The organism is Sphingosinithalassobacter sp. LHW66-3 (assembly GCF_050703275.1).
Taxonomy (GTDB): Bacteria; Pseudomonadota; Alphaproteobacteria; order Sphingomonadales; family Sphingomonadaceae; genus Sphingomonas.
In genome coordinates this window covers 3087699-3109112 of record NZ_CP193482.1, presented here as the reverse complement: position 1 = coordinate 3109112, position 21414 = coordinate 3087699, and the positions used below count along the sequence as shown (strand labels likewise).

Genomic DNA, 21414 nt, shown 5'->3' with positions numbered 1-21414 from the left:
TTGACTTCGCTCCGATCCATCGTCGCCACGCTCGCGCTCGGCGCGACCGCGCTGCAGCCGATCCCGCTGCTGGCCCAGACCGTTCCGCCGCCGGTGCAGGACACGCCGGCCGGGCCGCCCGCCGACGTGGTCGTCAATATGCGCGGCGTCGAGATCACCGACGTCGCGGACCAGATCTCGCGGATCACCGGCCGCACGCTGATCCTCGACCCGGCAGTGCAGGGCAAGGTGACAGTGACTTCGGCCACGCCGCTCACGCCTTCGGGCGTGTGGGAGCTGTTCCTTTCGGTGCTGCGCGCCAATGGTTTCGCCGCAGTCCGTTCGGGGCGGGCGTGGCGCATCGTTCCGCAGGCGAATGCGGTGCGCGACGGCGGCGTGCCGGGCCGCGGCGTTTCCGGGCAGGAATTGACCACGCGGATGATCCGGCTGGCGAACGTCCCGTCGGGCGAAGTCGCGCGCGTAGTGCGCCCGCTGGTGGCGAATTTCGGCAGCGTCGAGCCGCTGACCAGCCCCAATGCGATCGTTGTTACCGACTATGCCGACAATGTCCGCCGCATCGAAGCGATCGCTCGGTCGCTCGACGGCGGCAGCGGATCGACTTTCGCCACGATCAATCTGCAACACGGCAATGCCGCCGAAGTGGCGCAGGCGCTCCAGGGCGTGCTCGCCGCAGACCAGGCGACCGTGGGCGCCACGCGCATCGCCGCCGACGCGCGTTCGAACACGGTGATCGTGCGGGGCACGCCTTCCGCCGTCGCGGAGGCCCGCCGGATCGCCGCGGCGCTCGACACGCCGGGCGGCACGACCGCGATGACTCGCGTGTTCCGCCTGAACTACGCCGACGCCGAATCGGTGACCGCCGTGCTGCAGGGCGTTTTGGGGATCGAGGCGGAAGCAACCAATCCGGTGGCGCGCAGCCTCTCGAGCCGCAGCAGCCAGAGCCTGCGCCCCTCGCCCACCCGGGCGCTGAGCGAGCTGACCTCCGGCAATGCCGCCACTGCCGCCGCAGCGGTAGCGGGCGGGCAGACCGAACGCACGCCGCTGACGAGCGGCGGCAACGAGGGCCAGCCGGCACAGGGCTTTTCGACGCCCGAGGTCACGGTGCAGCCCGCGCCGGACATCAACGCCGTGGTGGTGCGCGGCACGCCCACCGCAGTCGCATCGATCGAGGCACTGATCACCGAACTCGACGTGCGCCGCCCGCAGGTGCTGATCGAAGCAATCATCGCCGAGATCCAGGGCGACGACGCCGAAACGCTGGCGATGCAGATCGGCACCAGCGGCGCGGTGCTCGACCAGGTGGAAGGCATCGGCACCTCGTTCGGCAATCCGGGGCCGTCGCTGGGAACGATCCTGACCGCGCTCGGCGTGCCGGCGGGTCAGCTGCTTGGCGAGGGACTCACGGGCAATATCGCGTTCGGCGACGATTTCTCGGTCCTGCTGCGCGCGATCGGCGTGTCGGAACGTGCGAACCTGCTGTCGGCGCCGCAGACGATGGCGGTGGACAACACGCCCGCCGAGATCGTGGTGGCGCAGGAGGTTCCGTTCGTCACCGGATCGATCCTCACCGGCAACACCGACGTCGCGCCCTATACGTCGATCGAGCGCAAGAACGTGGGCCTCACGCTGCGCGTCCTGCCGCGGATCAACGCCGGCGATACGATCCGGCTCGAGGTGAGCGTCGAAGCCTCGTCGATCGCGCCGATCCAGGTGCAGGGCGCGGCGGATATCATCACCAACCAGCGCTCGGTGATCAACACCGTGCTTGCCGACAACGGCAGCACCTATGTCCTCGGCGGTCTGATTTCCGACGACTATACCGACTCGCGCCGGCAAGTGCCGGTGCTGGGTGACATTCCGATCCTGGGCGAGCTGTTCAAGTCGCGATCGGAACGGCGGTTGAAACGGACCCTGTTCATCTTCATCCGCCCCACCATCCTGCGCGACGGCGCCGACGCGGCGGCGGTGGCACAGGACCGCTACAACCGGCTGCGTGCCGACGAACTGGAGAGCATCGAGCGCGAGAGTCTGTTGCTCAAGCCGCCGACGCCTCGGCTGACAGTGGAGATCGACGGGATCTACTGATCCTCGCCGGCGGGCAGCGGCACGCGCACCCGGGCGGTACCGCGCGTGAAATAGGCCGCGTCGATCGCGAGCGATTCGAGCCGCCAGCCATCGATGCTCTCGCCAAGCGCCAGCGTGCGGCTTTCGCCCTGCGCGGTTTCGGCAAAGGCGACGGCATCGCGCCCGATCCGACCGACGATGCCGGTGAGCCGCGGCGCATCGGCGGGAAGCGCGATCTCGCCGGAAGCCGCTCCGAAGAGCGGGCGTGCATAGGCCGCATCGAGTGGCGGCGGAGCCTTCGGCACTGCAAGCGGGCCAGGTGCGGGCGCCGGTTCCGCCGGCACTGGCGCGGGCGCTCGCAGCAACAGCAGCGGCTGTGCGACGGCCGCGAGTGCGGCGGCAACCAGCGCCGCCCGCAGCGGACGCGAGATCAGCGCCATGCCGCCACTGCCTCGCCTTCCAGCCGGATGCCGCCTTCGGGGAGCGGCGCGAGCGCCCAACCGCGCAGGCGAACGAGCGGCGACCCGCGTTCCAGCGCATCCGCCAGCGCTAGCACTGATTTTTCCGGACCGGAGAGCCGCAGCTTTACCGCGACGAGCCCCACCGGCGCCCGGGCGAGGGAAAGCTCCTCAACCAGCAGGCCCCCCTGCCCCGCCGCCGCACGGATGCGACGGGCGAGCTGCCTGCGCGCCGCCATCGCATCGGGCGCCTCGATCGCCGAGGCGGGCACGACGAGCGGCGGCGCGACGGCCGCAGGCGCATCGGCAAGCAATGCCAGCCGCGCGCGCTCGGCACGCGCCTCGGCGAGCCTCCCGAGAGCGGCCCCGGTCGCGGGGGCGAGCAGCAGCGCGAGAACAAGCCCCGCGAGACCGCCGATCGCGAGCGGAGGCAGGCGTCTCATTCGCCCCGTTCCTCGAAACGGACGCGCAGCCCGGATTCGTCGCCGGCCTGGCCGGTCTCGCGCAGACCGGCAAGCTCCGGCGCGCGGCGCAGCGCAGTACGCAGCCGATCCGGATCGGGCGTGAACACTTCGGCGGCGAGTGCGCCATCCCCCCCGCGCGCGACTCGGCGGAGCACCGCATCCTCGGGCAAGGCGCGGGCAAGCGCTTCAACCGTGGCGCTGGGGCCGGGGCGCGCAAGCATCGCGGCCAATTCGGCCCGGGCGCGCTGCCGGGCAGCTTCGGCCGCACGGCGCGGCTCGACGCGTTCGCGGAGCACCGCCGTGGCCGCCTCGGCGCGAGCGGTGAGGCGGTTCGCGAGCAGCAGCGTGGCAAGGGGACCGGCCGCGAGCAGCAATGCGAGCATTCCGGCCCCGATCCATTCCGCGCGCGAGGCGACGCGCGGCGGCATGGGACGCGCCAGGCGCGCCGACACAGCCGGCAAGCCGCCGCGCCAGGCCGCACCTATCCGATCGGCCAGGCTGCTGGCGCGCGCGGCCGGCGGATCGACAGGATCGGGCTTGGGCAAGTCCATCGGCGCCGCCGATACTCCAGTGCGGGGGGCTCCGCATAGCTTCAGCGGGGCGCAGACACAAAGCTGACGCACATGTGTCACCGCTTCGCCATCAGCCGTCCATCACCGCGTAAAGCAGGATCGCCACAGCTCGCTCTCGAACCGAGTCGCCCGTTGCGACTCGGGCTTTGGGGGTATCCGCGATGACCGACCAGACCGACCTGAGCCTCGGCTATACCGACGGCGACATCGACACCAACAACACCGGCGCCATCTCGCTGAACTCGCTGGTCGACCAGCGCCTCTCGCGCCGTCAGACGCTGCGCAGCGGCGCCTCGGCCGCGGCGGTCGCGGTGTTCGGCGGCACGGTGCTGACCGCCTGCGACGAAGCCACCACGAGCTCCGATGCACCGCCGACGGTGACCGCAGGATCGAGCGGCGCGACGACGGCGGGACGGATGGTGACGCTCACCGGCACGGCATCCGACAACGGGACGGTCGGCGCGGTGGCCTGGGCGCAGATCGGCGGCCCGACCGTGACGCTCAGCAGCCCGAACGCCAACACCACCACCTTCCTGGCGCCCAGCGTGGCCGAGCCGACCACCCTCACCTTCCGCTTCACTGCCGCTGATGAAAACGCGCAGACGACGAGCGCGACCACGACCGTCACGGTCAGCCCGGCGGTGCTCGGCTTCACCGCAGTCCCCAAGAACCGCAATGACATCGTCACCGTACCTGAAGGCTACACGGTGACCGTGATGACCGCGCTGGGCGATCCGCTGGCTGCGGGCGTGCCGGCGTTCAGGAACGACGGCTCCGATACCGATTATGCCAACCGCATCGGCGATCATGGCGACGCGCTCTACTGGTACGGCCTGAGCAGCTCGGGCACGCGTGACGACAACAGCTCGACGCGCGGCCTGCTGGTGCAGAACCACGAGAACCTCAACGTTCAGTATCTCCACCCCGCCGGCCCGACCGCGCCCGGCGGCGTCCGCCCGGAAGCCGAGGCGATCAAGGAGATCGAGGCGCACGGCGTCAGCGTCACCGAATATCGCCGGACGAACGGCGCCTGGGCCTATGTGCAGGACAGCGCGTTCAACCGCCGCATCACGCCGAACACGCCTACCGTGCTGCACGGTCCGGTGCGCGGCACCAGCTGGGTGGTCACTGCCTATTCGCCGACCGGCGTCGCCGGCCGCGGCACGATCAACAACTGCGCCAACGGCCACACCCCCTGGGGCACGAACCTGACCTGCGAAGAGAATTGGGCGGGCTATTTCCGTCGCAGCGGCGACGATGCGCTGCGCAGCGCCAAGGAACTTACGTCGCTGCGCCGCTATGGCGTGACCAGCAGCAGCGGCAACTATCTGTGGTCGACGGTGACGCCGGCGGACGCCAGCAGCACCATCTTCCGCAAGTGGGATGCGCGCGCCACGGCCGGAACGCCCACCAGCGACTTCCGCAACGAACCCTTCCAATATGGCTGGGTCGTCGAACATGATCCCTATGACAAGAATGCGGCGCCGCGGAAGCGCACCGCGCTCGGCCGCATGGGGCATGAAGGTGCCTGGCTGAGCCGTGCGGAAGCCGGCAAAAAGCTCGCCGTCTATATGGGCGACGATTCGCGCGGCGAATATTTCTACAAATATGTGTCGAACGCGAGCTGGGACGCGGCGGACGCGACTTCGGCCAACCGCCTCGCCATGGGCGACAAATATCTCGACCAGGGCACGCTCCACGTCGCGCGGTTCAACGCCGACGGCACCGGCCAGTGGCTCCCGCTGACCTTCGGGCAGGTTCCGAACCGTCCGGCCGCCGGCGCGGATCCGGAATATGTCTTCGCCGATCAGGCCGACATCCTCGTCAACGCCCGCCTCGCCGCGGACGCCGTGGGTGCGACGGGCATGGACCGTCCGGAATGGACCGCGACCAACATGGTGAACGGCGAGGTCTATCTCACCCTCACCAACAACAATGCGACGGTGCGCCCGCTGAACGGAACGAACGCGGCCAACCCGCGCCACTACAACGATCCGAAGGGCACTTCGGCCCAGCGCGGCAATCCCAACGGCCATATCATCCGCATCCGCGAAAATGGGGACGATCCGGCCGCAGCGGGCTTCACCTGGGACATCTATCTGTTCGGTGCGGGCTCTGACCTCGATCCGAACAACATCAACGTCTCGGGCCTCACCGCCGGCAATGACTTCTCGAGCCCGGACGGGATCTGGTTCTCGCGACCGACGAACCCGGCGGGCCTGGTGAACCCGGTGCTGTGGATCCAGACCGACGACGGCGCCTACACCGACGTCACCAACAACCAGATGCTCGCCGCGATGCCCGGCCGCGTCGGCGACGGCGGTGCGCGGACCATCACCAACACGGGTGCGAACGGCGCGACCGCAACCCAGGCGACTCGCGTCGGCAAGCCGGCGACGGACGCGACGGTGAAGCGCTTCCTGATCGGCCCGGTGGAATGCGAGATCACCGGCGTCGACAGCACGCCGGACGGCCGCACGCTGTTCGTCGGCATCCAGCATCCCGGCGAGGACGGCACTCCTGCCGCGCCGACCTCCAACTGGCCTGCCAATCAGAACGGCGCCGCCCCGGCCGGCACGCGGCCGCGCTCGGCGGTGGTCGCGATCACCAAGAACGACGGCGGCGTGATCGCGCTCTGAGCGATCGCACGCGCAACGAGAAGGGGAGGTCGCTCGCGCGGCCTCCCCTTTTTTTCGTGGACCCCGTGCGAAGCGCGGCGCACCGGCCGCGCTTCGGATCAGGTGTCGGTGCGGCTGATGATGTTGGCGGTACCGTCCACGGTGATCGAAATCAGATGGGCAGTCCCGTCCTGGCAGGTCGCGCGCCAGGTGGGCAGGTTCTGAACATCGTCGACCCGTTCGGACGCAGTGACGTTCTGGCACTGGAGCCCGGCGTCGCGAATCGCGCGAATGAAGACGACGTTGCGCTCGGACTCACCCATTTCGAACATCGCCGCCTGAACGTTGGTGGCGACGAGATTACCGCCGTCCTCGACCACAGGCTCGGCCGGCTGGACGGTCTGATCCGATTCCGGCGCCTCGGTGCAGCCCGCCAGCGCGAGCGCGGCCACGCCGGCCGCAATGATCCACTTGCTCATGTTCGTCGCTCCTCCTCAGCTCCAGAACGCTTCGTCACCCGATCGCAGTGCGTGCGAAGCCTCCCCCGGCAATGCCGCAGCCGTCCAGGAAGTTCCGGGCGGAACCGCCGATCAATGCCGATAGGCGTTCGGCAGGCGCCCGTCCGGCGGGGTGAGATAACGATCGCGCAGCCGCTGCTGACGGGTTTCGAGCGGCTGCTCGACGCCGTCGACGAACACCATCGTCGCCGCCGTCCCGACCTCGAGCGGATCGCCGTCCCAGATCACCACATCGCCGCGGCGGCCCGGACGCAGCGAGCCGATCTCGCCGCCCATGCCGAGTGCCTCTGCCGGACCCGAACTGATCGCCGCGAAGGCAGCGCCCCAATCGAGTCCGGTCTCGCCCGGAACCCGCGAAAGACCGACCAGATTGCCGGCATATTGCTTCACCCAGCGCACCTGATGCGCCTCGTCGTTGAACAGGCCGATCGCGATTCTCACTCCGGCCGCGCGCATCCGGCCGAGGTTCGACTGGGTGGCGGCGAGCTGTTCGAACGAGGCCGGCAGATCATTGAGCGCGGCGGCGATCACCGGCACGCCGGCGGCCGCAATGCGCGGAGCGACCGTCCAGCCCTCGGTCGCACCGACCAGGACGAGATCGAGATCGGGAAACTCGTTCTTGAGATCGAGGACGGTGAGAATGTCAGATCCGCGCTCGACATGGACCAGCAGCGGCACGCGCCCCTGCACCACCGGCGCCAGCGCCGCGGCATCCAGCCGCGTGAGGAACGCGTCGCGGCCGCGATCGGCGAAGGCCGCCGGATCGCGCGCATAGTCGCGTGCCTCCATCAGCGCGTTGCGCAGCATCGCGTGCGCGGCCGGGCGGCTGCCGCCCGCCGTGCGGGCGCCGGCTTCGCCATATTCCATGTACTGGAACGCGCGCGGCGCGGTAACCGCGTCCATGTCCGCTCCAAGGTCGATCACCGCGCCCTGGCCGGCGAAAATGGACTCGCCGGTGCCGGGAGCGACGACCGCGCGGGTGACGCCTTCGGCCCGGTTCAGCGCGATCGCGCTGGCGAGCGGATTGACCGCTGGGGCGACATCCAGCGCGGCGTGAAAGGGCGAATCGTCGGCGCTGGTGTCGTTCGTTTCGGAGACGCCGGAAATCTCGACAATGCCAAGCCGGCTGAACCCTGCAATGATGCCGGGCGACACCCATTTGCCCTGCGCATCGACGGTGCGGAGCCCCGCGGGAACGGCGACGTTCGTGCCGGCGGCGACGACACGGCCGTCGCGGATCACGACCGTGCCACCCTCCACTGGCGCCGAGCCGTCACCGATCACGAGCCGCGCGTTGGTGATGGCGACGTCCTGCGCAGCGGCGGGAATCGCGGCGGCGAAAACCGCTGCGATCGCGGTCGCGGAAAGCATCATGCGCTTCATCGTCACATCCCCTGTCCCGGCTGGCCGAGCTCGAAGTCCGACACCGGCCGCAACTCGGGATTGTTCATGTCGTACAATAGCGCGCCATCGACCCACACCATCTGCGGGCGCGTGTAGACGCTGAACGGATTGCCGTTCCACAGCACGAGATCGGCCATCTTGCCGGCGCGGATGCTGCCGGTCTGGTCGGCGATGCCGAGCACGCGCGCAGGATTGATTCCGAGCCAGCGCCAGGCATGTTCCTCGCTGATGTCCATTCCGGCGCGGATGCCGGCGGCACGTGCCTTGGCGACTTCCTGATTGAGCCGCTGGATGCCGTTGGCATCGTCCGAATGGATCAGTGCGCAGGCACCCTGATCGTCGAGGATCGCGAGATTGGCGTCGGTTTCGTCATAGGCTTCGAGCTTGAAACCCCACCAATCGGCCCAGACCGCTGCGCATGTATCGCTTTCGCGGAGCAGATCAGCGATCTTATAGGCTTCGACCGCGTGGTGAAACGCAGTGACGCGATAGCCGAACTCACGCGCCATATCGAGGACCACCGCCATCTCGTCGGCGCGGTAGCAATGGTTCTGGATCAGGATCTCGCCGTCGAGCACGCCGCGTAGGGTATCCATGCCGATGTCGCGCGCGGGCGGATCCCCGCCCTCGGCCTCATATTTGTCCCACTTGCGATCATATGCCTGCGCCTCGGCCCAGGCCTGGCGATTGACCGCGAGATTGCCCATCCGCGTCGAGGGCATCCGGTTGCGCGAGCCATAGACGCGCTTCGGGTTTTCGCCGCACGCCATCTTGAGCCCATAGGGGGCGCCCGGGAAGCGCATGCCCTGCACCGTCCGCGCATAGACATTCTTCACCGTGACCGAGCGCCCGCCCATCAGGTTCGCCGAGCCGGGCAGGATCTGAAGCGTGGTCACTCCGCCATTGGCGAGCGCGCGGGAAAAGCCGGGATCCTGCGGCCAGACGCTGTGTTCGGCCCAAACCTCGGGCGTCGTGGGCGCGGTCGCTTCATTCCCGTCGGAGACCGCCGCCACCGAGGGCGAAGGATAGTCGCCCAGATGGCTGTGCACGTCGATGATGCCGGGCGTGAGATAACTGCCCGCCCCGTCGATCACCGTCACGCCGGCGCTGGCCGCGAGATCGGACCCGACCTCGACGATCCGCCCGTCGCGGAACAGCACCGCGCCATTCTCGATCCGGCCACCCTCGCCGTCCAGGATGGTGACGTTGGTGACGAGCGTCGGCACACCGGCATAGGGCCGATAGGTCGAGGGGTAGGGATCACGCGAGTAGCTCTCCCCCCGCGCGTCCGCATCCGACGATGCCGAGGCGCTGGAAGTGCCGCCGCCGGCGCCCGCGGCGGCACAGCCCGCGAGCGCGACGGCCGCGCCCAGCATGAGGATCGATCGAAGCAAGCGGCAGTCTCCCATCACGTCGTCGCGGGTCGCGTGTGCGCGCTCTTGATTGCGGGCCGGCGCCCGCTTGGCAAGGGACAAGACGATTTCGCACCCGCAACCTTCGCGCGCGACGAGAAAAGCTGGCCCACCCTGGACGCACGGACATTTTCAATTTGGAACCATGTCGTTATGCTCCTCCTGCCGGGCGCCTTTCGCGCCCGGTGCGTAGGACGTGTCGAGTGACGATGCACGGGCAGACGCCAGGAACGGCAACGATGCCGGCCAGACGGCGACTAGCGGCATATTTCGCCGCCGCCGCGGCTCTGTGCGGCCTTGTCGAGCTGATAGGCGGCTGGTTCCTCGGCATCCGGTGGCTCCGCGGCTTCGGCGTCGAAGGCCACCCGATCTGGCCGTGGACGTCGGTGGGCTATATCGCGCTGTCGCTCGGCTATCTGGCGGGCCTGCTCGGGCACAAACGCCTCGCGCGGCGGATCTGGATTGCGCCGCTCGTCATTGCCGGCGCCTCGATCGCGCAGATTCTGGGCGGCTTCAGCCTCGGCACCGACACGTGGCTGTTCGCCGACGCGCTGCGCGAATATCCGCTCGATGCGGCGGGCCGGCCCACGCTGAATTCGGCGGCCTCGATCCTGCTCCTGACGTGCGCCGGCTATGTAAGCGTCAGCGGAAAGCTGCGCGGGGCGGATCGCTTCCTTTTGGGCGAGCACGCCAACCTGCTGGCGAGCGCGAGCCTCGGCCTGGGCATCCTCGCGGCGCTGCTTGCGATCTTTTCCTCGCTGTCGCAGCAGTCGTCGGGCCTGTTCACCGGTGCGCTTCCCGCCGGAATCATGGCGGTGCTGCTGTCGACCGCGTGCATCGTGTGGAACGTCGACTTCGGCCGGCACCGCCTTCTGAGCCGCCGTCACGTCGATTGGCGTGCGATCGCGGGATTGCTGCCGGTGGTGCTCTTTTTCCCGGTCGTGCCCTCGCTGCTCGAAGTGGCGCTCACCGACGCCGATCTCATGTCCCCGCTGGCACGGGAGCTGATCGTCGTGTTCGGCAACATCGCGATCGTGGCGGTCGTCACGTATTGGGCTGTCGTCAGGCTCGCGCACGAACAGGCGCTGCTGACCGACTTCAATGAGGCGCTCGAATTCACGACCATCGTGCTGGTGACCGAGGACGGGCGAATCAGCCACTGGTCGCGCGGATGCGAACAACTCTATGGCTGGAGCGCCGCGGAAGCACGAGGCAAGCGGAAGTACGAACTACTGCGGTCCCGATGCGAGCAGGATTGGCAAACGGGCCTCCCCCGCCGCACCGGACCCGATGTGCAGCAACTGGTGGAGCAACGCCGCGACGGAAGCGAAGTCACCGTTCTCGAGCGAACCCGTCGCGTCGAGCGACCGGGGCGCGAGCCGCTGGTCATCTGCAACATCTCCGACGTTTCGTGCGAGGCCGAGGCGATGGCCGCGCTCCGGGCGAGCGAGGATCGGCTCGCGATCGCGATGTCGGCGCATGAACTCGGCATTTTCGAATGGGATGTGCAGACGGGAGCGATCACCTGGTCCCCCGGCACCGAACAACGGCTCGGCCTCGCGCCGAACGCGATTGGCGACTTCGAAAGCTGGCGGGCACAGGTGGAACCGGAGGATGTCCAGCAAATCCTCGACACGATCGCCAGAGCCGTCGCCGATCGCGCCGAGCGCTTCACCTTCCGATACCGTTTCCTTCAGCAGAGCGGCACCGTCCGCGCCGTCGAGGGATCGTCACGCGCATTCTACGATGCCCAGGACAATCTGGTACGCACCGTCGGAGTGATCATGGACGTCAGCGAGCGCGAGGAGCGCGAGATGGCGCTGCGCGCGCGGGAGGCGCAGCTGCGCTCGGTGCTCGAGACCGTGCCCGACGGGATGGTGGTGGTCGACGAGACGGGCAAGATCCGCGAATTCAGCGCAGCGGCAGAAGCGCTGTGGGGCTATCGCGCCGGGGACGTCGTGGGCAGGGACTATACGCTGCTCATTCCGCAGGACCAGCGCGAGCGGGTCATGACATCGCTGGGAGAATTTCTTCGCGCGGGAGACAGTGATCTCGTCAGCCGGGCCGCCACCGCAGTGGGAGAACATGCCGATGGACGCCGCTTCCCGCTGGAGGGAAGAGGCGGAGTCACGCGGGTCGACGGAGGCGTTCTGTTCACTTTCTTCTTCCGCGACATTTCCGAACGGCTGGCTGCCGAGGAGCGTCTGAGCGATCTCAACGCCGAGCTGGCCCATGTATCGCGGCAGAGCGCGATGAGCGAACTGGCGGCGGACATCGCGCACGAACTGAACCAGCCACTGAGCGCGACCGCCAATTTCCTGTCCGCGGCGCGCATCCTGATCGAGCAGCAGGGCGATGCCGATCGCATTTCCGAGCTGCTTCGCATGGCCAACGAACAGATCCAGCGCGCCGGCGAGATCATCAGGCGGATGCGGGCGTTCATGTCCAAGGGCGAAGTCGAGATCGGAGCGGAATCGCTCGAGCAGACGCTGCGTGACGCTGCCGAGCTGGTGCTCGTCGGCACCGGACAGTTCGACATCGACGTGACCTATTCGCTCGATCCTGCCGCTCGGCTGATCTTCGCAGACCGCATTCAGATCCAGCAGGTGCTGGTAAATCTGCTGCGCAACGCGATCGACGTTCTGCGCAATTCGCCGACGAGCGAGCGCAGCATCCACATCGCCTCGCGCAAGCTTAACGAGCAATTCATCGAAGTAAGCGTGAGCGATACCGGACCCGGAATAAAAGATACGGTTCTAAAACAATTGTATACCCGTTTCGTTACGACGAAACAGAATGCCGGAATGGGTATTGGTCTTTCGATCAGCAGGCGTATCATTGAGGCGCATGGTGGTACGCTGGAAGCGGAGAACCGTCCTGAAGGCGGCGCGACATTCCGGTTCACCGTACCGGCAGTAAGGGAGTTGGAGGAAGCGTGACACGAACAATCTACATCGTCGATGATGACGACCCCGTCCGCGCATCGCTCCACGGCCTGTTGTCGGTGAAATCGGATCTCGTGATCCGCGGCTTTCGCACGGGCGATGCATTCCTTGCCGAATCCGCCGAGCTCGACCGTGGCGTCCTGCTGCTCGACTTCCACATGCCGGGTTCGACCGGGCTCGACGTACTGCTCGCGATTCAGGACGATCCCCGCTTCGCGGCAGTGATCCTGACTGGCCAGGGCAATGTCGATCTGGCCGTGAAAGCCATGAAGGCCGGCGCGCTCGACTTCATAGAAAAGCCCTACGAGGCCGAAACGCTGCTGCGAATCGTCGATGCCGCCTTCTCCCGGCTCGAAGAGGATAGCGAGGAGGCGGCTCGCGTCGCCGCGGCGCAGGCCAAGATCGACAAGCTCAGCCCGCGCGAAACCGATGTGCTGAAGGGGCTGATCGAAGGGCGCTCGAACAAGATCATCGCCTATGAGCTCGACATCAGCCCGCGCACGGTGGAGATCTATCGCGCGAACCTGATGGAGAAGCTCGAGGTCCGCAGCCTTTCTGAGGCCTTGCGCATCGCCTTCGCCGCCGGGTTGTTCCCAAAGGAAGAGGTCCAGGCGTCCTAAAGACCCGAATCGGTCCATTCCGGCAGCAGTGCAACGAGCTGGGCCGCCGCATGCTGCTGCTGCACGAAGACCAGCCGATCGTCGGGACCGGAGGGTTCCGGGGGCTCGGCAGTGAGCACCACGATCCGAAGCCAGCGCGCCTCGTCCTGCAGGGCCTCGGCCCATTCGGCGCGATCCTCCGCGGCGATTGCCTCGTCGGTAACCAGCACTGCCCTGCCGCGCGTGCGGTGCATCACCGGATCGTGAAATTCGCTGGCGGTCAGCACGTCGACACCATGCATCGAGAGCCGGGCGGCCATCGTGCTGCGAACGCCCGCGTCGCGGACGAGGAGCACGATCAGCAGTGATTTGGCAGGCACATCGCCCTCCCGGTCAAGGCGGTAAACAGCGGGCGCGGCATGATACTCCGGGAGGGAAATCGTCTCCCTCCCGGAGTTATACCTAGGCCGTCATACGGCACGGGTGGAGCATCAGAACTTCGCCGAAAGCTCGAGATACCCATAGCGCGTGTCGCCCGTGTCGGGCGCGTTGGGCGCTTCTTCGAGGAACCGGCCCTTGGCCAGATAGGCGCCGCCCGCTTCGAGTCGCAGGGTACCGGGCACCAGCCAGTAGCGCACGCGCGCTTCGGCCTGGGTGCCGGCATAGCTACCCGAATTGCCGCTGGCATCGCGAACACCCGCGCCGACGAAGGCATCGGTGCTGCTTTCCAGCCACAGGCCGCGCACGAAGAGCGACATATCGAGACGTGCGTTCGGCTCGGCGTCGAACCGGATGCCGGGCGAGACGATGTTGGCGCCCTTCACCGCACCATAGATCGAGGTCGGGCCGAAATCCGAACGACGCGTGCCGTAAAGCGCATCGAAGCGGCCATAGGTCGACGAGTCGGCGCCGTCACCCGTGGCGAGATCGAACGCCACCGCGACGCGCGGCGACCAGCCGGTGGCGAAGGTGTAGCCGGCCTCGGCGTGCAGCATCGCCGCTTCGACGTCGAGCTCGCCTGCAGTCGGAGCGGTTCCTGCACGGATCGACCCGAACTGGCCGGCCGCCTCGAAATCGAAATCGACGACGCCCGCTTCGGGATCGCGCGCGAAGCGGCCGCCGACCGTCACCAGCTTCCGATCTCGGGTCGGACGGGCGACGCTGTCGTTTTCGGCGAAGCGATACACATAGGCCTCACCGGTCGCGCCGGCGATCACGCCGGTGGTGACGCTGCCGCCGAAGAAGGTGACAGTGTTCGAGACGCGGTCGAGCTCGACCTCGTTGTCGCGCAGCGCGGCGTCGTCGCTCGGAAGCGTGTCGAACGGCCGGGTCCAGAAGAAGATCGCCTTGCGATCGCCCGCGCCTTCCCATTCGGCGCGAACACCGGCGTAGCTGACGACCGAGTTGGAGAAGCCGGGGATGCCCACGAGGCGGCCGGAGCCGATCTCCTGCGTGAAGCGGCCTCCCGAGAGGGTGAGCGTGCCGCCGGCGACGCCGGCGATGTCGAACGCGCCATAGGCCTGAAGCGGTTCGATGGTGTTGACGGAGCTGGTGCTGAGTGCGGCAGTGTCGCCATCGGGCATGTAGAGGCTGCGTCCGTCGCGCAGTTCGCCGACCAACCGCACCGGACCGGCGGCAAGCTCGGCCTTCACGCGGGTGCGTGTCGAGACGAAGCTGTCTTCCTCGAGGCCGCTCGCGCGGAACTGGCCATCCAGCGCTTCGCCGCGCACCCGCACATCGCCCTCGATGCTGAAGCGGAGCGAGTCACTCGCGTCCTGAGCGAAGGCGGAAGCCGGCATGGCTGCGGCGACGGCGAACGCGGTGGCGGCAGCGAAGCGGCGAGGCGAAAGGCGGTTCATTGGCAATATTCCTGATCGTGAGTGTCGCCTTTTTATAGGAGGACATCGTCACCGCCGAGCAAAGCTCCGCCTCCGTAATGATACGCAGATTTGCAGGCAACGTCATGGATTGACGGGATTTTCTCTGCCTCCTCCGACCCTTAGCAACAGCCTCTCGTCCTATAATGGCTCTGGCCCGCCCATCGCGGCACCCGCTCTTCTGTTGTCCATAAACCTGGATTCACCCATGCTCTCAACTTTTAACAATTGGCCGTTGGCGCGGAAGATGCTTGCCGTCTTCGCCGCGATCGCGCTGCTTTTCTCCATCCTCGGCGTCGCGGCGATCGTGGGCGCCCAGCGCCTCAGCACGGTCGCGAGCGCGCACGTCGATCGCGGCATCGCCGGGACGGCGGCGTTGGGCGATGTGCGGTCCGAGCTGCGCGAGCATCGGATCATCCTCTGGAGCCGAATGAACGCCACCTCTCCGGAGGAACTCCGATCGCTCGACCAGCGCTATGCGAACAGCAAGCAGGCGCTCGTCGAGGCGCTCGACAAGTTCGCGCCGCTCGCCGGCGAGTATCAGACTCAGTTCGACCGCCTCGTGCAAGATGTCGAGACGCTGGAACGCGGCAACGAGCAGATTATCGACGCGCATCGGGCTGGCGGAAGCGCAGCCGCTGTGCCTCTCATGAAATCCGAAGGACGCGACCTTTCGAACAATGCGCTTGAAGACGCACGGGAGCTGATCAAGCTGGCCGCCGAGCGTGCGGCGCGGAACGACGCCGCCGGCGACGCCATGGCGAGGGGCGTGCTGTATCTGACGCTTGGCATTCTCGTCGTGGCGTTCGGCGTACTCTTCGGAATCTGGCGCGTGATCGGGCGCACCGTGGCGGCCCCGCTCGCTCAGGTTTCCAGCACCACCAAGACGCTGGCGGAAGGCGGCCAGGCAGTGGTCCCCTATCGCGACCGCAAGGACGAGCTGGGCGAGATCGCCAACGCCGTCGAGCAGTTCCGCGTGGCCGCCGTGGCGCGCACCGAAGCGGCCGCGCGCGAAGCGGCCGATCAGCAGATCGTCACGCAGTCGCTCGCCCGGAGCCTGGCCGCGGTTACCGAGGGCGATCTGACGGCGGAAGTGACGGCCGAGTTCCCGACCGCCTATGCAGGGCTGAAAAGCGACTTCAACGCCGCGCTCGCCAGCCTGCGCGAGCTGATCGGATCGGTGATGGAATCGACTGCGGCGATCCGCACCGGATCGGGCGAGATCGCACAGGCGAGCGAGGATCTCGCACGTCGCACCGAAGCCAATGCAGCTAGCCTGGAAGAAACCTCGGCTGCCGTCGCGCAGATGGACGATCGCCTCAAGGCGACCGCCGGCGCGGCGGTGCGCACGGTCGAGCGTGCCGACGGCGCCATCGCCACCGTTTCTGGCGGCCGCGCAGTCGCCGACGAGGCAGTGCAGGCGATGGCGCGCGTCGCGGACGGTGCCAAGGGCATCGACAGCGTCATCGAGGGGCTCGACAAGATCGCGTTCCAGACGCGCGTTCTCGCCATGAACGCGGCGGTCGAGGCGGGTCGTGCAGGCGAGGCGGGCCGCGGATTCGCAGTCGTCGCCGATCTCGTCTCGGCGCTCGCGATGCGTTCCGAGGAGGAAGCGGCCCGCGCCCGCGACCAGCTGACCGCCACCCAGACCGACATCGTCGCGGCAGTGGACATGGTGCAGAAGGTCGATGGCGCGCTCGCCAATATCACCGGCGACGTGAGCGAGGTCCACGCCCTGCTCAACGACATGGCTGCGGACAACCAGGCGCAGTCGGCCGCGATCAGCCAGATCGCGACCGCAGTAGGATCGATGGACCAGTCGACCCAGCAGAACGCCGCGATGGTCGAACAGACCTCGGCCGCCGCGCGCAACCTTTCGACCGAAGTCACTACGCTGGCGGATAATGCGGGACGCTTCCGGATCGGCGCCGAGGCCCGCTCGCGCACCTCGGTTCGGTCGGTCGCGGCGCCGCTGACCAGCTCCGCGGAAAAAAAATCCGCGGGCTACTCCTCGCCCGTCAAGGCGCTGCCGGTGACGGCGATGGCGAACGGCAAGGCGAACGGCCACGCCGCAGCGCAGGAGGACTGGACCTCGTTCTAAGCGGTTCAGCTTCAACGACTTCCAAGGGCGCCCGGCACTCCGCCGTGGCGCCCTTTTTTCGTGCTTCCGGCGGGCGCGCAAGGCGCCGGGGGGCAACAATGCGCAGGCGTGGAGCCCCCGATTTCCGAGGTTCTCCTTAGGACCCGCTTCGACCGCACCTGCACAATCGCTTCTATAAGGGCCCTACCGGGAGGCCAGCGCGACCGCTGTCCATCCCACCCCAAGCGCGCAGGGATTCAGGGACCGGCGCAGTCTGGTGAGTAACCACGTCACAAGGAGCGCACCATGCACTGGTTTAAATCTTCGGCACCGATCCGCCTCAAGCTCAAGATCGCATTTGGAACGATGGCGGCGCTGCCCGCCATCATCACGCTCGCCGCACTGCTGCAAGGCGCGTGGATCGCCGCGGCGATCGGCGCAGTCCTGACGCTGGTGGCCGCGGTTCAGGGAATGCGCTTCCGCAGCGCGATCGCCGATCCCTATGTCGCCACCGTCGTCCGGATGGAGGGGCTTGCCGCGGGCGATCTCGATACGCCGATCGAATTCACCGACTATACCGACTGCGTCGGCCGCATGACGCGGGCGATGTTCACCTTCCGCGACACCGCGCGTGCACAGCAACAGGCAGCAGCCGAGCAGGAAATGGTCGTCGGCGCACTCGCCGAGAGCCTCACCGCAGTGACACACGGCGACCTGACCGCAGAGGTGACGACGGAGTTCCCGCCGACGTATGCCGCGCTCAAGAACGACTTCAACGCCGCCCTGGCGAGCCTGCGCGAACTGATCGGTTCGGTGATGGAATCGACGAGCGCGATCCGTACTGGATCGGGCGAGATCGCCCAGGCGAGCGAGGATCTCGCGCGCCGCACCGAAGCCAATGCCGCCAGCCTTGAGGAAACCACTGCGGCGGTCAGCCAGATGAACGAGCGGCTGCGCGCCACCGCCAGCGCGGCGACCAGCACGGTCGAGCGCGCCGACGGCGCCATCGCCACCGTTTCGGGCGGCCGCGCGATCGCCGACGAGGCGGTGCAGGCGATGGGCCGCGTCAGCGAAAGCGCCAAGGGCATCGACAGCGTGATCGAGGGGCTCGACAAGATCGCATTCCAGACGCGCGTGCTCGCGATGAACGCCGCTGTCGAGGCGGGTCGTGCCGGCGAGGCGGGACGCGGCTTCGCAGTGGTTGCCGATCTCGTCTCGGCGCTCGCGATGCGTGCCGAGGAAGAAGCCGGCCGCGCCCGCGATCAGCTGACCGCCACCCAGACCGACATCGTCGCGGCGGTGGATATGGTGCAGAAGGTCGATGGCGCACTGGCCAACATCTCGGGCGACGTGAGCGAGGTCCACGCGCTGCTCAACGAGATGGCTGCCGACAACCAGGCGCAGTCGACCGCAATCAGCGAAATCTCGACCGCGATCACTACGATGGACCAGTCGACCCAGCAGAACGCCGCGATGGTGGAGGAAACCTCGGCCGCCGCGCGCAACCTGTCGAGCGAAGTCACCACGCTGGCCGACAAGGCGTCGATGTTCCGCGTCGACACCGGCAACGCTCCGGCGCCGCGCAGCTTCGCGCCCGCGCGCAGCAAGCCGGCAGCTTCGCCGGGCAACGGCATGTCCGTCAGGGCACTGCCGCCAGCGGCGGTGAATGGCTCCGCAAGCCACTCGAGCGGACAGGACTGGACGACCTTCTGAAGCCGCTGACGCTGGAACGAAACGGGCGCCGCCACATCGCGGCGCCCGTTTTGCTTCGCACCGGCGCGCCGGTCGGCGCCGAAACGACCTCCGGCCAAACCCCTATTTCCGCCGCGTAAACCATTCGGCTCCCGCGACTGCACTATAATGAAGCAAACGGGCCGCCACAGGGAAAAGCGAGTCCGTGGTTCCACTTTTCCCGGAGGCCCCTCGTGAAGCACTTCTCTAATTTGCCGATCGCGGCAAAGATCATGTCCGGTCTGGCGCTGTTCGCCGTCCTGGCCGTTTTCATCACCGCGTTCGGCACCGTTCAATTGCACAGCATCTCAGCGGACACCGATCGTCTGGTCCGGGGAGACGCGCGCAGCCTGCAGCTCGCCGCCGAGGCGAACGAGCGCAAGACCCGTCAGCACCAGATCTGGTTCCAGGTCGCCATCGAGAACGACAAGCCCGATTTCGATGCGTTGATGGAAGAGATCAGGGACGAGCGCAGCGGCATTGATGCCCAGCTCGCCGAACTCGGTCCGCTGCTCAACGGAGAGAGCGCAGAGCGCCTCGAAACGGCCAAGCGTGCGCTCGCCGAGTACACTGCGGCGACCGACCGCATTCCGGCGCTATGGGCGCAGGGCCGCCGCGAAGACGCCGAAGACGTGCTGCAGCACGACGCGCGACCGCCGTTCGAGACGCTGAACGAAGAGCTGAGCGCGATCGTCGAGAATCAGGAAGCCGATCTGGACGCCGGTGCAGCGGCTGCCGCCGAGCATGCGACCAGCGCGACCTGGGCGTTGATCCTGACCTCGCTCATCGGACTGGTGTTGATCGCAAGCGTCGTCCTGTGGCTGGTTCGCCGGCAGATCACCAAGCCACTCGGCGAGATGACGCGCCTGATGGACCGGCTGGCGGGAGGCGACCACAACCTCGACGTCAAGGGCGGAGAACGCCGCGACGAGATCGGCGCAATGGCGCGCGCGGTAACGGTATTCCGCGACAATGCCCGCGCCCAGGCGAGCGCGCAGGCCGAGAAGGAGCGCGCCGACGCCGAGCAGAAGCTGGTTGTCGAGACGCTCAGCGGCTCGCTTGCCAAGGTGTCCGAAGGCGATCTGACCGCCGACATCAACATCGACTTCTCGCCGACCTATGTCGAAGTGAAGACCAACTTCAACAATGCCCTGGCGAGCCTGCGCGAGCTGATCGGTTCGGTGATGGAATCGACGAGCGCGATCCGTACTGGATCGGGCGAGATCGCCCAGGCGAGCGAGGATCTCGCGCGCCGCACCGAAGCCAATGCCGCCAGCCTTGAGGAGACCACTGCGGCGGTCAGCCAGATGAACGAGCGGCTGCGCGCCACCGCCAGCGCGGCGACCAGCACGGTCGAGCGCGCCGACGGCGCCATCGCCACCGTCTCGGGCGGCCGCGCGATCGCCGACGAAGCGGTGCAGGCGATGGGCCGCGTAAGCGAGAGCGCCAAGGGCATCGACAGCGTGATCGAGGGGCTCGACAAGATCGCGTTCCAGACGCGCGTGCTCGCGATGAACGCCGCTGTCGAGGCGGGTCGTGCCGGCGAGGCGGGACGCGGATTCGCAGTGGTCGCCGATCTCGTCTCGGCGCTCGCGATGCGTGCCGAGGAAGAAGCCGGCCGCGCTCGCGATCAGCTCACCGCCACCCAGACCGACATCGTCGCGGCGGTGGATATGGTGCAGAAGGTCGATGGCGCACTCGCCAATATCAGCGGCGACGTGAGCGAGGTCCACGCGCTGCTCAACGAGATGGCTGCCGACAACCAAGCGCAGTCGACCGCAATCAGCGAAATCTCGACCGCGATCACCACGATGGACCAGTCGACCCAGCAGAACGCCGCGATGGTGGAGGAAACCTCGGCCGCCGCGCGCAACCTGTCGAGCGAAGTCACCACGCTGGCCGATCAGGCCGCCCGGTTCCGGGTCGACGCATCCAGCAAGACCGCCGGCAACGTTCGCGCAGCAGCCGTGCAGCAGGCCAAGACCAGCCCGAAGCGGGCTGCGGCCTACAGCTCGCCCGTACAGGCTCTGCCGATGGCGGCGATGTCGAACGGCCACGCACAGGACGACTGGGCGACCTTCTGATCCGCTGAACCATCGACGCGAAGGGGCGTCGCGGCTCTGCCGCGGCGCCCTTTTTCGTATGTCCGACGAACAGGGCGCCGGCGCAGGAAAGACGCACGAAAAAAGCGCCGCAGCCTTGGGGCTGCGACGCTTCTGCGACGTTCGGACGATGGATCAGGCGGCGAGACGTTCGCCGCGCAGCCCTTCCATGATGTTGCGATTGACGTCGATCAGGTCACCGATCGACTCGCGGCCGGCCATCACTGCGCTGGTGTGGCGATCGACCCACAGGGCGATCGAGACGATCTGCGCGCGAAGCTCCGCCGGAAGGCCGTTGCCCTGGGCCGCACAGTCGGTGGCGAAGGTCGACCACATCTCGCGATTGCGGTGCAGCGGACGGACGAGCGCCGGGCCGGTGAGGCCGGCGTTCTGTGCATCCATCATTTCGCCGGTGATCTCGCCGATCAGGCGATGCTCGGTGGCGCGCGGGGTTTCGGCCCGACTGCGGGCAGCGGCATAGGCTTGAAGGGTCATAGGCGTGCTCCTTGGCTTACCCACCCATTTTAGAGCGTTCGGACCTTGGAGGGGTCGATCGTCCTATAAGAAGAA

At 67.5% G+C, this 21414-nt stretch carries 16 protein-coding genes; 7 read left to right on the top strand and 9 right to left on the bottom strand.

Annotated features, from left to right (window positions below):
• Nucleotides 1-2085 (top strand): type II secretion system secretin GspD, encoded by a 2085-nt coding sequence (gspD, locus tag ACQ450_RS15315; RefSeq protein WP_431469914.1) that lies wholly within the window; start codon nt 1-3, stop codon nt 2083-2085.
• On the opposite strand, the gene ACQ450_RS15310 is transcribed toward gspD, so the two are convergent.
• The 3 genes from ACQ450_RS15310 to ACQ450_RS15300 are packed head-to-tail and all read right to left on the bottom strand — an operon-like array spanning nt 2079 to nt 3537.
• A complete protein-coding gene (locus ACQ450_RS15310) occupies nt 2079-2504 on the bottom strand; it encodes a hypothetical protein (RefSeq protein ID WP_431469913.1) in 426 nt (141 codons plus the stop codon). The two genes, gspD and ACQ450_RS15310, sit on opposite strands and share 7 nt — an antisense overlap.
• Nucleotides 2495-2965 (bottom strand): hypothetical protein, encoded by a 471-nt coding sequence (locus tag ACQ450_RS15305; protein ID WP_431469912.1) that lies wholly within the window; start codon nt 2963-2965, stop codon nt 2495-2497. Before ACQ450_RS15305 ends, ACQ450_RS15310 begins: the two co-directional genes overlap by 10 nt.
• Nucleotides 2962-3537: a hypothetical protein gene (locus ACQ450_RS15300; RefSeq protein WP_431469911.1), complete on the bottom strand. Its 576-nt coding sequence runs from the start codon at nt 3535-3537 to the stop codon at nt 2962-2964. The genes ACQ450_RS15305 and ACQ450_RS15300 overlap by 4 nt, the downstream gene beginning before the upstream one ends.
• Nucleotides 3538-3719: 182 nt before the next feature.
• Between ACQ450_RS15300 and ACQ450_RS15295 the strand changes: the two genes are divergently transcribed.
• A complete protein-coding gene (locus ACQ450_RS15295) occupies nt 3720-6197 on the top strand; it encodes an alkaline phosphatase PhoX (protein WP_431469910.1) in 2478 nt (825 codons plus the stop codon).
• 98 nt (nt 6198-6295) lie between these two features.
• Here ACQ450_RS15295 and ACQ450_RS15290 read toward each other — a convergent pair whose 3' ends face one another.
• From ACQ450_RS15290 to ACQ450_RS15280, 3 genes are all read right to left on the bottom strand, one after another.
• A complete protein-coding gene (locus ACQ450_RS15290; protein ID WP_188054555.1) occupies nt 6296-6655 on the bottom strand; it encodes a hypothetical protein in 360 nt (119 codons plus the stop codon).
• A gap of 111 nt (nt 6656-6766) precedes the next feature.
• Nucleotides 6767-8077: an amidohydrolase family protein gene (locus tag ACQ450_RS15285; RefSeq protein ID WP_431469909.1), complete on the bottom strand. Its 1311-nt coding sequence runs from the start codon at nt 8075-8077 to the stop codon at nt 6767-6769.
• A 2-nt stretch (nt 8078-8079) separates the two neighbouring features.
• Nucleotides 8080-9474 carry an amidohydrolase gene (locus ACQ450_RS15280; protein ID WP_431471241.1) on the bottom strand — a complete coding sequence of 465 codons (1395 nt, stop codon included), beginning with the start codon at nt 9472-9474 and terminating at the stop codon, nt 8080-8082.
• A gap of 275 nt (nt 9475-9749) precedes the next feature.
• Here ACQ450_RS15280 and ACQ450_RS15275 point away from each other — a divergent pair, with 275 nt between their 5' ends.
• Together ACQ450_RS15275 and ACQ450_RS15270 are read left to right on the top strand one after the other, a co-directional pair.
• Entirely contained in the window at nt 9750-12449 is a 2700-nt protein-coding gene (locus tag ACQ450_RS15275; protein WP_431469908.1) for a PAS domain-containing sensor histidine kinase, read from the top strand.
• Complete coding sequence (locus tag ACQ450_RS15270; protein WP_188054551.1) at nt 12446-13075, top strand: response regulator transcription factor; 630 nt, start codon at nt 12446-12448, stop codon at nt 13073-13075. Before ACQ450_RS15275 ends, ACQ450_RS15270 begins: the two co-directional genes overlap by 4 nt.
• Here ACQ450_RS15270 and ACQ450_RS15265 read toward each other — a convergent pair.
• Nucleotides 13072-13434 (bottom strand): hypothetical protein, encoded by a 363-nt coding sequence (locus tag ACQ450_RS15265; RefSeq protein ID WP_188054550.1) that lies wholly within the window; start codon nt 13432-13434, stop codon nt 13072-13074. The two genes, ACQ450_RS15270 and ACQ450_RS15265, sit on opposite strands and share 4 nt — an antisense overlap.
• A gap of 111 nt (nt 13435-13545) precedes the next feature.
• Nucleotides 13546-14913 carry an alginate export family protein gene (locus tag ACQ450_RS15260; RefSeq protein WP_431469907.1) on the bottom strand — a complete coding sequence of 456 codons (1368 nt, stop codon included), beginning with the start codon at nt 14911-14913 and terminating at the stop codon, nt 13546-13548.
• Nucleotides 14914-15178: 265 nt separating this feature from the next.
• Between ACQ450_RS15260 and ACQ450_RS15255 the strand changes: the two genes are divergently transcribed.
• The 3 genes from ACQ450_RS15255 (at nt 15179) to ACQ450_RS15245 (ending at nt 20826) form a co-directional block, all read left to right on the top strand.
• Complete coding sequence (locus ACQ450_RS15255) at nt 15179-17032, top strand: HAMP domain-containing methyl-accepting chemotaxis protein (RefSeq protein WP_431469906.1); 1854 nt, start codon at nt 15179-15181, stop codon at nt 17030-17032.
• A gap of 285 nt (nt 17033-17317) precedes the next feature.
• Nucleotides 17318-18724, top strand: coding sequence for a methyl-accepting chemotaxis protein (locus ACQ450_RS15250; RefSeq protein WP_431469905.1), 1407 nt, complete (start codon nt 17318-17320; stop codon nt 18722-18724).
• 212 nt (nt 18725-18936) lie between these two features.
• Nucleotides 18937-20826, top strand: a complete 1890-nt coding sequence (locus ACQ450_RS15245; protein ID WP_431469904.1) for a methyl-accepting chemotaxis protein — start codon at nt 18937-18939, stop codon at nt 20824-20826.
• A gap of 153 nt (nt 20827-20979) precedes the next feature.
• Here the strand turns inward: ACQ450_RS15245 and flaF are convergent, their stop codons facing one another.
• Nucleotides 20980-21339 carry a flagellar biosynthesis regulator FlaF gene (flaF, locus tag ACQ450_RS15240; protein WP_188054546.1) on the bottom strand — a complete coding sequence of 120 codons (360 nt, stop codon included), beginning with the start codon at nt 21337-21339 and terminating at the stop codon, nt 20980-20982.
• Between the last annotated feature and the right edge of the window lie 75 nt (nt 21340-21414).

Coding starts and splice junctions, on each gene's coding strand:
- ACQ450_RS15310 (WP_431469913.1), bottom strand. CDS start 2,504: ATGGCGCTGATCTCGCGTCCGCTGCGGGCGGCGCTGGTTGCCGCCGCA.
- ACQ450_RS15305 (WP_431469912.1), bottom strand. CDS start 2,965: ATGAGACGCCTGCCTCCGCTCGCGATCGGCGGTCTCGCGGGGCTTGTT.
- ACQ450_RS15300 (WP_431469911.1), bottom strand. CDS start 3,537: ATGGACTTGCCCAAGCCCGATCCTGTCGATCCGCCGGCCGCGCGCGCC.
- ACQ450_RS15295 (WP_431469910.1), top strand. CDS start 3,720: ATGACCGACCAGACCGACCTGAGCCTCGGCTATACCGACGGCGACATC.
- ACQ450_RS15290 (WP_188054555.1), bottom strand. CDS start 6,655: ATGAGCAAGTGGATCATTGCGGCCGGCGTGGCCGCGCTCGCGCTGGCG.
- ACQ450_RS15285 (WP_431469909.1), bottom strand. CDS start 8,077: ATGAAGCGCATGATGCTTTCCGCGACCGCGATCGCAGCGGTTTTCGCC.
- ACQ450_RS15280 (WP_431471241.1), bottom strand. CDS start 9,474: ATGCTGGGCGCGGCCGTCGCGCTCGCGGGCTGTGCCGCCGCGGGCGCC.
- ACQ450_RS15275 (WP_431469908.1), top strand. CDS start 9,750: ATGCCGGCCAGACGGCGACTAGCGGCATATTTCGCCGCCGCCGCGGCT.
- ACQ450_RS15260 (WP_431469907.1), bottom strand. CDS start 14,913: ATGAACCGCCTTTCGCCTCGCCGCTTCGCTGCCGCCACCGCGTTCGCC.
- ACQ450_RS15255 (WP_431469906.1), top strand. CDS start 15,179: ATGCTTGCCGTCTTCGCCGCGATCGCGCTGCTTTTCTCCATCCTCGGC.
- ACQ450_RS15250 (WP_431469905.1), top strand. CDS start 17,318: ATGCACTGGTTTAAATCTTCGGCACCGATCCGCCTCAAGCTCAAGATC.
- flaF (WP_188054546.1), bottom strand. CDS start 21,339: ATGACCCTTCAAGCCTATGCCGCTGCCCGCAGTCGGGCCGAAACCCCG.